Source organism: Hymenobacter actinosclerus, assembly GCF_900111515.1.
GTDB lineage: Bacteria > Bacteroidota > Bacteroidia > Cytophagales > Hymenobacteraceae > Hymenobacter > Hymenobacter actinosclerus.
Map to the genome: position 1 here is coordinate 150,798 of NZ_FOHS01000002.1, position 12,940 is coordinate 163,737.

A 12,940-nucleotide genomic window follows, 5' to 3' on the forward strand; every position below is an offset into this window, starting at 1 on the left:
CCTTGGAAAGGAGGGGCTGGGGGTGGTTGATTAGCGTTGAACAGCCGCTAGAAACTAGCTCTAGTCATCGTTCTGCCGTCATCAACCACCCCCAGCCCCTCCTTTCCAAGGAGGGGAGCTAGTTTCTAGTCCTAACTATAGCTCACGCCAACTGCTCTAGCTTTAAAGGCTAAAAATTAGTCCCCCCGCTCTCCGAGGAGAGGGGGCTAGGGGGTGAGGTCCTCGCCAGAACAAACCAGTTCCCGCGCCACGTGTACGGTGTGTACGGCAGCCAGGGCGGCGGTTTCGGTGCGCAGGCGCGAGCTGCCCAGCGTTACGGGCCGGATGCCCAGGGCGAAGGCGGCTGCAATTTCGGCGGGGCTGAAGTCGCCTTCGGGGCCGATTAGGATGGTGCAGCCGGTGGCGGTGGCGGCCACGTGGCTTAGTGGGGTTCGCTCGCCGTCTTCCAGCAGGTGAGCGATGAAGGTGGTGGCCGGCTCGATGGTGGGCAGAAAATCGGCCAGGTTCGTCAGCTCCGTCAGGCGCGGCAGCCAGGTCTGGCCCGATTGCTTGAGGGCGCTGATGGCTATTTTCTCCAGCCGCTCCAGCTTCAGCTCGCGCCGCTCGGAGTGGGCGCAGCGTAGAAACGTGATGGTATCGACCCCAATTTCAGTGACCTTTTCCACCAGCCATTCCATGCGGTCGAGGTTTTTAGTGGGCGCCACGGCCAGGTGGATGGGAGCGGGGCGCGAGGCAAAGTGCGTGTGGCCGCTGATGCGTAGCGCGCAGCGCTTGGGGTTGGCGTCGGCTACTTCGGCCCCGAACACGTCGCCCCGGCCGTTTACCAGCACTACGGGCGCCCCGTCGGCCAGGCGCAGCACTCGCACGGCGTGCTTGCTTTCGTCTTCGGGTAGGGTGTGGGCGGTGGCGTCGGCTGCCAGGTCGGGGGCGAAAAAGGTGTGGGGCATGGGGCAAAGGTACGCGGCCGGCCGGCGGTTTGGGGACGTTTGGAAAGGGGAGGCCGGAATGGCAGGATAACGGCCCGCTGGTTTTTCGCGTAAGCCAGCCATATCCATCCCGCGACCCCGCGGCCCCTACCAACCACCTATTAATCCGCTAATCAGATGAAAGCCAAGCTCAAAAAACTCTCCGACCAAACCATTGTCATCACCGGCGCCTCGTCGGGCATCGGCCTCGTAACGGCCCGGCAGGCGGCCAAAGCCGGCGCCAAGCTCGTGCTGGCCGCCCGCAGCGAAGCGGCCCTGCGCCAGCTCACCGACGAGCTCAGCCAGCAGGGATGCGAGGTCATCTACGTGGTGGCCGACGTTAGCAAGCAGGCCGACGTGAAGCGCATTGCCCGCGAGGCCAAGCAGAAGTTCGGCTCCTTCGATACCTGGGTGAACAACGCCGGCGTGTCGATGTACGGCAAGGTGGTGAACGAATCCATCGACGACATGCGCCAGCTGTTCGAAACCAACTTCTGGGGCCTGGTATACGGTTCGCTCGAAGCCGTGGAGCACCTGCGCCACCGGGGTGGGGCGCTCATCAACGTGGGCAGCGTGCTGTCCGACGTTACAGCTATTTTGCAGACTATGTACAGCGCCAGCAAGCACGCCGTGAAGGGTTTCACCGACGGGTTGCGTACCGAGCTGGAAATGGAAGATGCGCCCGTGTCGGTTACGCTGATTCAGCCGGCCGCCATTGATACGCCCTACCCGCTGAACGCCAAGAACTACCTGGATAAGGTGCCCCAGCACGCGCCGCCCGCTTACGCCCCCGAAACGGTGGCCGAGGCTATTCTCGGTTCGGCCACTTCGCCCCAGCGCAATATTCTGGTGGGTGGTGCCGGCAAGCTGTTTAAGGGCATGGAGCAGTGGACCCCGGCCCTGCTGGATAAGTTTATGGAGAAGGCCTTCGCGCCCATGTCGAAATCCGACAAGCAGGACCACCGTAACCGCCCCAGCGGCCTCTACGAAGGTGCGGGCCAGTTGCAGGAGCGCGGCAACTACCCCGGCCGCACCCGCGAAATCAGCACCTACACCAAAGCCAAGCTGCACCCGGCCGCCACGGCGGCCATTGTGGCCGGCACCGGCCTGGCCGTGGCCGCTCTCGTGAATGCGTTCGGCCCGGATAGCAAGGACGGCAAGAACAAGGATGGCAAGAAGAAGTCGGACAAAGACGCGAGCAACGGCACCAGCCAACGCCCCGACCAGGATAAACAGGATAAAAAGCTGAAATCGAATTCCGATAAAGCCGCCAACCCAACGGCTGGCCAGGGCTCCGACAACGTGGAGGACACCGGCAAAGGCGCCAACGGCGACGGCCGCGCGCCCCGCGCCGGCTCGGCCGAGGCCACTCCCAGCGACGTCCGCGGCCCCGTCGCCGACAAGTCCAAGCAAGGCAAGCCATCAGGAAGCAAGAGCTAACCCATTCGCTGCCCTATAGCAGATAGTTTACAGAAAAAGCCCGTCTGGCAGTTGCCAGACGGGCTTTTTCTGTAGAAATAATTGGTTCTGGTTGCCCAATGCAAACGGCATCAAGCACTAAATATTAGCCCAGAAGGCCATTCAGCACCCCGGCCAGGCGCACGCCGGCTTCCTGAATGCGTTGGCGCATCAGCACGCTGTGGGCGGGGTAGTAATCGTACTTTACCTCGGTGCCGTTGGGGGTGAGGGGGTAGAGCTGCTCGGAGGCCTGGTACGACTCCCAGAGCCACTCGGCGGGTGGGGCGGCCTGCATGCGGCGCACAGCCGAGCGGGATATGCCGCAGTTGTACTGCTGGGCCATTTCGGTGTAGGTCAGGCCCTGGTAGTCGAGCAGGCCCGAGTCCCAGAGGCTGTGCAGGTTGGTGTCGCGGCCCCGGAACTTGAGCTTGATATCGTTGCCGCCCTTGTCGTCGGCGTGGCCCGTGTGCATGGGCTGGTGAATGTCGCCCACGATGTGGATGACGTACTTGAGCGCGTCGCGGCGCTGGGCCGGGGTCTTGCTCTTGTCGGCCACTAAGGCCATCTGGGTTTGCAGGGCGGTGTAGGCGTTGGGGCCCACCTGGGTGCGCAGCTCCGTCAGGTACTGGGCGTGGTCGAGGCCGGAGGGCGTGTTCACGTAGTGCCAGGGGCCGGTGTCCTTGCCCTCGGGGTAGTAGCGGATTTCGTCGGGCCAGGTGCTGACCATCGTCATGCTCTCGGTGCCCAGCAGCTGCTGCACCTGCTGGCGGGCGCGGCGCGAGAGGTGGTGCTCGGCAATTTTGGCAATGGCCCGGTGGCCGTCGGCGCCCCAGGCCCACAGGCTCAGCGGCGAGAGAAACAGAAACAGCAGCGGAAGCAGAAGTTTACGCATGGTGGGGCGGCAGTGAAGTGACGAATAAGGACGCAAAAGTAGCGCAAGTAAACGCAGCTAAATACCCGGCCGGCCGAAAAACCTTTCCGCCACAAAAAACCGCCCCGCCGGCACAAAGCCAGCGGGGCGGTTTTAAGCTAAAACAACTGCTGCCTAGGCGCCGGCGGCTACCTGCGCTTTCGGAGCGCCGGCCAGAATTTCTTCGTTGGCGTAGTCAGCGTACTTGCCGAAGTTGTTCACAAACTTCTCGGCCAGCGAGGAGGCCGTTTTATCGTACTCCTCCTTGGAGCTCCAGGTGTTGCGCGGGTCCAGAATTTCGGTGGGCACGCCGGGTACCGAAACCGGCACCTCCACCCCGAAAATGGGGTGCTTGGTGAATTCCACGTTGGTCAACTCGCCGTTGAGGGCAGCCGTAATCATGGCGCGGGTGTACGAGAGCTTCATGCGCGAGCCCGTACCGTACGAACCGCCGGTCCAGCCCGTGTTAACGAGCCACACGTTCACGTCGGGGTTCTCGTCCATCTTCTGGCCCAGCATCTCGGCGTACTTGGTGGGGTGCAGGGGCAGGAACACGGCACCGAAGCAGGCCGAAAAAGTCGTCTGGGGCTCGGTAATGCCCATCTCCGTGCCGGCCACCTTGGCGGTGTAACCCGACATGAAGTGGTACATGGCGTGGCTCTTATCGAGCTTGCTGATGGGAGGCAGCACGCCGAAGGCATCGGCCGTCAGGAAGAAGATGTTCTTGGGCGCGTCGGCCACCGAGGGCTCGATGGCGTTGTCGATGTAGTTGATGGGGTAGGCCGTGCGCGTGTTTTCGGTTACGCTCTTGTTGGCGTAGTCCACGGTGTGGGTGCCCTCAATGAAGCGGGTGTTCTCCACGATGGAGCCGAAGCGGATGGCGTCCCAGATCTGAGGCTCCTTCTCCTGGCTCAGGTCGATAACCTTGGCGTAGCAGCCACCCTCGAAGTTGAAGATGCCGGCGTCGGGCGTCCAGCCGTGCTCGTCGTCGCCGATGAGGCCGCGGTTGGGGTCGGCCGAGAGGGTGGTTTTGCCCGTGCCCGAGAGGCCGAAGAATACGGCCGTGTCGCCGTCGGCGCCCACGTTGGCCGAGCAGTGCATGCTGAGCGTGTTGTGCTCGTGGGGCAGCAGGTAGTTGAGGACGCCGAAAATGCCCTTCTTCATCTCGCCGGCGTAGGCCGTGCCGCCAATCAGAATCATCTTCTTGGTGAAGTTGATAATGGCGAAGTTCTTCTGGCGGGTGCCATCCACGGCTGGGTCGGCCTCGAAGCCGGGGGCGCAGATGATGCTGAAATCGGGCGTCCAGCTGGTGTCGGCACCCTCGGCGGGGCGCAGGAACATGTTGTAGCAGAACAGGTTGTGCCAGGCCATTTCGTTCACTACGCGCAGCTTCAGCTCGTAGTCGGGGTTGGCGCCGGCGTAGGCGTCGCGCACGAAAATCTCCTTGTCTTCCAGGTACTTCACCATCTTCTGGTGCAGCTGGTCGAACTTATCGGCGTCGAAGGGAATGTTGATATCGCCCCACCATACGCTGTCGGCGGTGTTGGCATCCTTCACCACAAACCGGTCTTTGGGCGAGCGGCCGGTGAAGACGCCGGTATCGGCCATCAGGGCACCGGTGTCGGTGAGCGTGCCTTCGTTGCGGCGCAGGGCTTCTTCGACCAGAGCGGCCGGCGAGAGGTTGAGGTGCACCTGGGCAGCGGTGGAAATACCCAGAGGGGCGAGGCGGGCGTTGGCGGCAGTATCTAGCATAGGGGGCCGAAAACGGGTGTGGGGTTGGGTGGAAAAATCCGTGGGAATACAGGGGCAAAAGTAGCGAAAAAGCTGACGAAAAACCCGGAAAAGCCAAAATGATAGCGAAAATTCGCCGTAAAACCACCCCTTCCAGCCGGGCGCCGGCAACGTCCCGCAACGGGTTTCGGGCGGGTTAGGAAACTTTTGTAGTTTTACCAACCCCATTCCGGTTGCAGCCGGACCGTTTCTCTTTTCCCCATCTATTAGTTACCCTTCATGCACTCACCCTCCGCTGCCCAGCAGCTCGTGTCAACCTCATCGTCGCACCCAAAGGGGCTGTACGTTCTCTTTGCCACCGAAATGTGGGAGCGGTTCAGCTACTACGGCATGCGGGCCCTGCTCATTTTGTACATGACGCAGGCGCTGGTATTCGACAAAGAGTACTCCTCGCTTATCTACGGCAACTACACCAGCCTCGTGTACCTGACGCCGCTGCTGGGCGGCTACGTGGCCGACCGCTACTGGGGCAACCGCCGCTCCATTCTCATTGGCGGCCTGATGATGGCCCTGGGCCAGTTTGCGCTTTTCTTCTCGGCCTCGATGTACGTGAGTGGTCAGGCCACCGCGCCCCAGATGCAGCTGATCCTCTTTCTGCTGGGCCTGGGCCTGCTGATTTTTGGTAACGGTTTCTTCAAGCCCAATATCTCCTCGATGGTGGGCTCGCTCTATCCGGCCGGCGACAGCCGCATCGATTCGGCGTACACCATCTTCTACATGGGCATCAACCTGGGCGCGTTCTTCTCGCCGCTGGTCTGCGGCACGCTGGGCAACACCGGCCACCCCGAAGACTTCAAGTGGGGCTTTCTGGCCGCCGGTATCGGCATGCTGGTGGGTTCGCTCACCTTCGAGCTGTTCAAAAACAAGTACGTGGTAACCGCCGACGGGTCCGCCCTGGGTGCCAAGCCCGAGCAGGCCGTGGCCCAGTCGCCGGTTGTGCCGGTGGATACCGACGGACCGGTGCGCGCCGAAGCCATCGACCAGCCCGCCGCCAAGAGCTTCGCCAGCAAGCTGCCCATGCTCATTGGCCTGTTTGTGGTCGTGTACGGCGCTATTGCCTGGCTCATGAGCTACGACTGGGTGGGGGCCTTTGTGTTCGCGGCCATGATTGTAACGCCCGTCGCCGTACTGGCCGACGACTCGCTCACGACCCGCGAGCGGCAGAAAATCTACGTCATCCTGATTCTCAGCTTCTTCGTGATTTTCTTCTGGGGCGCGTTCGAGCAGGCCGGCGCTTCGCTCACGTTCTTCGCCGACGAGCAGACCAACCGCCAGCTGGGTTCCTACACCGTACCGGCCTCGTACTTCCAGTCGGCTAACGCCCTGTTCATCATCCTGTTCGCCCCGGTGTTCGCGCTGGTCTGGACCTTCATGGGCAAGCGCGGCATCGAGCCTTCGTCGCCGCTGAAAATGTCCATCGGCCTCATGTTCCTGGCCATCGGCTACCTCATCATTGCCTTCGGTGTGAAGGGCGTGGATGCCAGCACCAAAGTGAGCATGTTCTGGCTGATTACCATGTATCTGATGCACACCTTCGGCGAGCTGTGTTTGTCGCCGATTGGCCTGGCGCTGGTAAACAAGCTGGCCCCGCTGCGCTTCGCCTCGCTGCTGATGGCCGTGTGGTTTCTGGCCACGGCCGCCGGCAACAAGTTCGCCGGCGTGCTGAGCGCCCTGTACCCCGAGCCCGGCAAGCCCGCCCCGTTCTTCGTGGGCTTCGAAATCACCGGCCTCTACGAGTTCTTCATGATTTTCGTGGGCCTCTCGGCTGCCGCCTCGCTGGTGCTGTTCGTCATCTACCGCAAGCTGACGCAGATGATGGCCGAGCCGGTTAATCACTAATTTTCGCGGATTAGCCGTGATTTCGCCGATTTTCCGATTGGCTGACACGGTAGCTTCGCGCCACATAAAAGCCCCGCCGGATTTTGGTCCGGCGGGGCTTTTTGGTTTCCGACAGCTGGCTGCTTACTTCGGGAAAACGTCCGGGTCGGGGCCGAGGCGCTCGTGGCGGTCCAGGCTGTCGATGTAGGCCAGCTCGTCGGCGGTCAGCTCGAAGTCGAACACGGCGGCGTTGCTGATGATGTGGGCCCGCTTCACCGACTTGGGAATCGTGACCACGCCGCGCTGTAAATCCCAGCGCACCAGAATCTGGGCCGGCGACTTGCCGTACTTGGCGGCCAAATCGTTCACCACGTCCTGCTCGAACACCTTGCCCTGCATCAGCGGCGACCAGGCCTGGTACTGGATGCCGTGCTGCCGGCAGTAGGCCTGCAACCCGGGCTGCACCAGCCACGGATGAAACTCCAGCTGGTCAACCATCGGCTTCACCTGGGCGTCTGGCAGCAGGTCTTCCAGGTGGTGTTGCAGGAAGTTGCTGACTCCAATGGCGCGCACCCGGCCGTCGGCGTACAGCTGCTCCAGCGCCCGCCAGGTTTCCTTGTATTTGCCGGGCACGGGCCAGTGAATCAGGTACAGGTCGAGCACGTCCAGCTCCAGCAGCCGCATCGACTCATCGAAGGCCCGCAGCGTCGAGTCGTAGCCCTGGTCCGTGTTCCATACTTTGCTGGTCACGAACACCTCCTCGCGCGGCACGCCGCTTTCCCGGATACCCTGCCCGACGCCCGCCTCGTTCTTGTACACGGCGGCCGTATCAATGTGGCGGTAGCCGGCCTCCAGGGCCCACTTCACCGCCTGCACGACCTCCGCACCGTCTTCGGCCTGCCACACGCCCAGCCCCAGGTAGGGTATTTCCACCCCGTTAGCCAGCGGCCACGTTCCTTTAATGTCAGTTATCTTCTTCTCCATTTTATCAAGCAAGTAGTAAGCACTGCTGCCCTGTACGCACGAAAAAGCCCCGCCGGACGAAATCCAGCGGGGCTTTCTGCTATTAGCTTCAGAACGGGTGACGTTCACGTCAGCGTAATCAGCGCAAAAATCAGCGCCAATCAGTGATTACATCATGCCACCCATGCCGCCGCCCATGCCACCCATGCCGCCGCCGGCAGCTGCGCCGCCTTTGTCGTCCTCGGGCTCATCGGAAATCACGCACTCGGTGGTCAGCAGCAGGCCGGCAATCGAAGCGGCATTCTCCAGGGCCAGGCGCGTTACCTTGGTCGGGTCCAGAATACCAGCCGACATCAGGTTCTCGTACTTGTCCTCGCGGGCGTTGTAGCCGAAGTCGCCTTTGCCTTCGCGCACCTTCTGCACCACTACCGAACCTTCGCCACCGGCGTTGGCCACGATGGTGCGCAGGGGAGCCTCCAAGGCCGTGCGGATGATGTTCACGCCGGTGCGCTCGTCGCTGTTGAGGGTGTCAACGGCTTCCAAAGCATCGAGGGCGCGCACCAGGGCTACGCCGCCGCCGGGTACCACGCCTTCCTCCACGGCAGCGCGGGTAGCGTGCAGGGCATCGTCTACGCGGTCCTTCTTCTCCTTCATCTCTACTTCCGTCGAAGCACCGATGTAGAGGATAGCCACGCCGCCCGAGAGCTTGGCGAGGCGCTCCTGAAGCTTCTCCTTGTCGTAGTCGGAAGTGGTGGTGCCGATCTGGGCCTTAATCTCGTTGATGCGGGCCGTGATGGTTTCCTTCTCCCCCTTGCCGTTGACAATGGTGGTGTTGTCCTTGTCGATGATGATTTTCTCGGCCTGACCCAGGTATTCCAGAGTAGCGGCGTCGAGCTTGTAGCCGCGCTCTTCCGAAATCACGGTACCGCCGGTCAGCACGGCAATGTCTTCGAGCATGGCCTTGCGACGGTCGCCGAAGCCGGGAGCTTTCACGGCCGCGATTTTCAGCGAGCCGCGCAGTTTGTTCACTACCAGCGTGGCCAGGGCCTCGCCGTCCACATCTTCGGAGATGATAACCAGGGCTTTGCCGGTCTGCACGACCTGCTCCAGCACGGGCAGCAACTCCTTCATGGTGCTCACCTTCTTGTCGTAGATGAGTACGTAGGGGTTCTCGAACTCGGCCTCCATCTTCTCCGGGTTGGTCACGAAGTAAGGGGAGAGGTAGCCACGGTCGAACTGCATGCCCTCTACCGTTTTTACTTCGGTTTCGGTGCCGCGGGCTTCTTCCACGGTAATCACGCCTTCCTTGCCCACTTTGTCCATGGCGTCGGCAATCATTTTGCCGATTTCCATGTCGTTGTTGGCCGAAATAGCGCCTACCTGGGCAATTTCCGACGAGTTCTCAATCTTCTTCGACTGAGCCTTGAGGTTGGCAACCACAGCCACAACGGCCTTGTCGATGCCGCGCTTCAGGTCCATGGGGTTGGCGCCGGCGGCTACGTTCTTCGAGCCAGCGGCGTAGATGGCCTGGGCCAGTACGGTAGCGGTGGTCGTGCCGTCGCCGGCCTGGTCGGCCGTCTTGCTGGCTACTTCCTTCACCAGCTGGGCGCCCATGTTTTCTACGGGGTCCGAAAGCTCAATCTCCTTGGCCACGGTCACGCCGTCCTTGGTGATGCTGGGAGCCCCGAACTTCTTGTCGATAACCACGTTGCGGCCTTTCGGGCCCAGGGTTACCTTCACGGCGTTAGCCAGTTTATCTACGCCGCGCTTCAGCTTGTCGCGGCCTTCGGTATCAAATTGGATGTTCTTAGCCATCTTATTTCTAGAGAATTAACAGTATTCAGAAAGAGAAAAAAACCGGCGTCGGCCTACAGGACGGCGAAAATGTCCGACTCCTTCATGATGAGCAGATCCTGCCCGTCGACGGTGATTTCGGTGCCGGCGTACTTACCGTAGAGCACCTGGTCGCCGGTTTTCACCTGAGGCTTGATGGTGGTGCCGTTGTCGGCTACCTTGCCTTCGCCCACGGCTACTACTTCGCCCCGCTGGGGCTTTTCCTTGGCCGTGTCGGGAATGATGATGCCCGATTTGGTTTTCTCTTCGGCGGCGGCCGGCGCGATGATAACGCGGTCAGCCAGCGGTTTGATGCTAAGCGACATAGTGTACGTTTTGGTTGAAAAGTTGAAAGAAACTGGAATTACCAGGGGTACCGGCCGTGCTACATCATCTGTGCCAGCCCGCTCAAACCTGACAGAATGGACGATTCCGGCCCGTTTTCGGCCAGATTTACCCCAAAGCGTGTCAGCCGTGGCAGAGAATGGCCAGCCGGAGCCGCCGGGCCGGACAGGTAGGCACGCCGGAGCCGGGCATTTCTACAGAATCCGGGCTGCCGGGGCCAACAAAAGCCAACAAAAAAAGCCGGTGGCTTCCCCAAGGAAACCACCGGCTTTCGAGCCGGATAAACGGGTGTACTTAGTTGGCCGGGGCGGGTGCCGGGGCTGGGGTAGTGGGAGCCGCTGCCGGGGCGCCGGCGGGCACCGGGGCCGAGGTAGCGGGCATGCGGGTTTCAAGGGCGCGCTGCTGGTTGATGCTGCGTACGGGGCCCGACTGCACGTGGCCGCCAACTACGTAGGAGCCCAGGCTGAGCACCATCAGACCGATGGCGAAGCCCCAGGTGAGCTTTTCGAGCAGGTCGCCGGTGCGCTTGACGCCCATCATCTGGGCCGCGCCGCCGCCCGCGCCGAACTGGCTGGACAGGCCACCGCCTTTGGGGTTCTGGGCCAGCACTACCACGGACAGCAGCACACAAATAACGAGAATCAGGGCAATGAGAACGTAATACATTTACTCCGGGGGTTGTTGCAGTTGTTGGATTTGCTCGGCAAAGTACGCCATTTTTTCGGGCTGCTTCGCCATCAGCCGCTCATATATTTCGATGGCCTTGGCCGTTTTGCCCTGCCGGACCATGATTTTGGCCAGGCTCTCGGACGCCAGAGCCGGCGCGGCAGCGTTGCTGCGCACCGACAAATCGGCCTGCTCGGCCGCGGGCAGCGCCACGCCGGCCATGCCCGCCTTGATGCGGGGCTGGGCTTTGAGGAAACGGTTGATGAGGTCGAGCGAGGAGGGTTTGGGGGCCGGCTGGTGGGCGCGGGCATGGGCCAGCAGCAGGGCATCGGGCTCAAAAAATGCCTCCAGTGGCAAATCAAGCGTGAAACCGTCAGAGGTGCGGGCCTGCAGGTCGTAGCCCAGGCGGCTGCCGCCGCTCAGGGCGTAGCCCAGTTCAGCATCGGCCCGGAAGGGGGCGGTAATGCGGGGCGGCGGCGGAGTCCGGAAGGTAGGCAGCTCATCTTCTTCCAGAACAGGGTCCTCGTCTTCCTCTTCGATGCCCGGCAATCGGTAGCCCGTGGGTTCGGGCAGGCGCGACTCGCCGAGGCCAAACTCGAAGCGGGAAATACCGGCGCCACTCGGCGGACGGATGGGCGGGGCTACAGCCGGCAGCAGCTCATCAGCAGTTTCAGCCGTCACCGGCGTCGACGCACTGGCGTCAGCTGCTATTGCGGGCTCCTGTGCTTCTTCACCAGTAGTTTCGTCTTCTCCCTGATCTGCAGCTTCACCAGGGGCTTCCTCAACGGGCTCGTCGGCCGTTGCCTCTGCTTCAGTGGTTACGGGCGCGGCAGCCAACTGTTCGTCCGGCCCGGCCTCCAACGCTTGGTATGCAGGAGTAGCCTCATCAGCAGGCATTTCTGTTGCTGAAGGCGTAAGCGCGGCTGTTTCAACTGCCTCCGAATCAGCTTCTTCAACGGCCGATTCTGTGCTTATCGGCTGCCCGGCGGCGTCATCCGTCAGCGGCGTTGCCTCGGTGTCCGGGGCGCTTTCCGGAGCAACGGGGAGGGGCAGGGGCTCGGGTTCAGCCGGCGTGTCAGCTGCCGGGGCGGTTGCCGAAACGACTTCTACCGCGAATAAATCGGTTTCCGGCGCTGAAACCGGTTCGGCCAGCACGGCTGCCGCCAGCACGGTTGGCGCAACTGGTGCTGCCGCAGTAGGGGCTGCTGTTTCGGCCGGGGGAGTTTGTGCCCTGGCACTGGCCGGAACTGGCTCGGTGATAGGGGCAACGGGGCGCTCCAGCAACTGGCGCAACAGCTCGCGGTCGGTGGCGTAGGTGGCGGCGCGGCGCAGGCGCTGGCCGGCCAGCATGCTGCCGCGGTCGTGGGCCGTTTTGGCCAGCAGCACGTGGGCCGTCTGGCAGTACGGAAAGGCCGCGGCCAACTGTTCCAGCTCCCGGATTTCATCATCGGAAATACCGTTTACGTGGTCCAGTATGCGTAAGAGCGACGCGCGGGTCATGCGAAATTGCGTAGTAAAGGCAGCCGGCTGAAGGCCCGGAGCGGGCTGCGGGCAGAAAAATAAAAGGGCGCAGTACCCGGCCGTGGCCGGTCAAGCGGGTTACAACAATACGGCAATTCGGGCATTAAAATGCAGCCCCAACGCAATTACCAGTTAGCCACCGACTTATTGAAGGCCTCGGTGATGAGGTTGCGAAAGAGCTCGTTGAGCGCCGTCTGGTCGCTGTTGACGCTGGCAATGTCGCGGGTGGCGGGGAAGGAGCGGGTCGTTTGCAGGGTCTGCTCGAAGTCCTGCTTGGGGTCTTTGCTGTTGGTGAATTTCACCCGCACCTGAATAGTAAGCTGGTTGGCGCCCGCCTGATCGACGCCGTTGGTCTGCTGGATGGCGGCTGGGGCGAAATCGTAGGCAATCAGCTGACCCTCAAACTGCAAATCCCCGTCGCGGGGCACAAGCTTGAGGCTGGTGTTGCGCTGGAAGTAGTCCTTGAAGCTCTCGGTAAACTGCTGCGACAGAAATGAAGGCCCGTTGCTGGCGTTATTGGCAAACGTGGCAATGGAAATCGTTTTAACAGTAGGGTCAATATTGGTCCCGCTGAACGAGTACACGCTGCAACCAGCTAAAAAGCTACAAGCTATCAGCTGCAAGCTGCAAGCTATGAGCCGCAACCAAGTCATGGGGATGGTAATCCGCG

General features: G+C 61.9%; 11 protein-coding genes. 2 read left to right on the forward strand and 9 right to left on the reverse strand.

What is annotated here, in order from left to right; genetic code table 11:
* Positions 1 to 206 precede the first annotated feature (206 nt).
* The gene (locus tag BMY67_RS07020) at positions 207 to 947 is read right to left on the reverse strand and encodes a 16S rRNA (uracil(1498)-N(3))-methyltransferase (RefSeq protein ID WP_092769912.1); all 741 of its coding nucleotides are present in this window, start codon (positions 945 to 947) and stop codon (positions 207 to 209) included.
* Between the two features lie 156 nt (positions 948 to 1,103).
* Between BMY67_RS07020 and BMY67_RS07025 the strand changes: the two genes are divergently transcribed.
* Positions 1,104 to 2,405, forward strand: coding sequence for an SDR family oxidoreductase (locus BMY67_RS07025; RefSeq protein ID WP_092769914.1), 1,302 nt, complete (start codon positions 1,104 to 1,106; stop codon positions 2,403 to 2,405).
* Between the two features lie 124 nt (positions 2,406 to 2,529).
* On the opposite strand, the gene BMY67_RS07030 is transcribed toward BMY67_RS07025, so the two are convergent.
* Together BMY67_RS07030 and pckA are read right to left on the reverse strand one after the other, a co-directional pair.
* Positions 2,530 to 3,315 carry a S1/P1 nuclease gene (locus BMY67_RS07030; RefSeq protein WP_092769916.1) on the reverse strand — a complete coding sequence of 262 codons (786 nt, stop codon included), beginning with the start codon at positions 3,313 to 3,315 and terminating at the stop codon, positions 2,530 to 2,532.
* Positions 3,316 to 3,468: 153 nt separating this feature from the next.
* Positions 3,469 to 5,085, reverse strand: a complete 1,617-nt coding sequence (pckA, locus tag BMY67_RS07035; protein WP_092769918.1) for a phosphoenolpyruvate carboxykinase (ATP) — start codon at positions 5,083 to 5,085, stop codon at positions 3,469 to 3,471.
* A gap of 258 nt (positions 5,086 to 5,343) precedes the next feature.
* On the opposite strand from pckA, the gene BMY67_RS07040 reads away from it, so the two are divergent.
* The gene (locus BMY67_RS07040) at positions 5,344 to 6,963 is read left to right on the forward strand and encodes a peptide MFS transporter (RefSeq protein WP_092769920.1); all 1,620 of its coding nucleotides are present in this window, start codon (positions 5,344 to 5,346) and stop codon (positions 6,961 to 6,963) included.
* Between the two features lie 123 nt (positions 6,964 to 7,086).
* Here BMY67_RS07040 and BMY67_RS07045 read toward each other — a convergent pair whose 3' ends face one another.
* From BMY67_RS07045 to BMY67_RS07070, 6 genes are all read right to left on the reverse strand, one after another.
* Entirely contained in the window at positions 7,087 to 7,926 is an 840-nt protein-coding gene (locus BMY67_RS07045; protein WP_092769922.1) for an aldo/keto reductase, read from the reverse strand.
* Between the two features lie 147 nt (positions 7,927 to 8,073).
* Positions 8,074 to 9,720, reverse strand: a complete 1,647-nt coding sequence (gene groL, locus BMY67_RS07050) for a chaperonin GroEL (protein WP_092769924.1) — start codon at positions 9,718 to 9,720, stop codon at positions 8,074 to 8,076.
* A 53-nt stretch (positions 9,721 to 9,773) separates the two neighbouring features.
* On the reverse strand, positions 9,774 to 10,064 hold the full coding sequence (groES, locus tag BMY67_RS07055; RefSeq protein ID WP_092737305.1) for a co-chaperone GroES: 291 nt from the start codon (positions 10,062 to 10,064) through the stop codon (positions 9,774 to 9,776).
* 313 nt (positions 10,065 to 10,377) lie between these two features.
* Positions 10,378 to 10,749, reverse strand: coding sequence for a preprotein translocase subunit SecG (secG, locus tag BMY67_RS07060; protein ID WP_092769926.1), 372 nt, complete (start codon positions 10,747 to 10,749; stop codon positions 10,378 to 10,380).
* Complete coding sequence (locus tag BMY67_RS07065) at positions 10,750 to 12,249, reverse strand: hypothetical protein (protein ID WP_092769928.1); 1,500 nt, start codon at positions 12,247 to 12,249, stop codon at positions 10,750 to 10,752.
* 146 nt (positions 12,250 to 12,395) lie between these two features.
* On the reverse strand, positions 12,396 to 12,854 hold the full coding sequence (locus BMY67_RS07070; RefSeq protein ID WP_177189733.1) for an LptE family protein: 459 nt from the start codon (positions 12,852 to 12,854) through the stop codon (positions 12,396 to 12,398).
* Positions 12,855 to 12,940 lie beyond the last annotated feature (86 nt).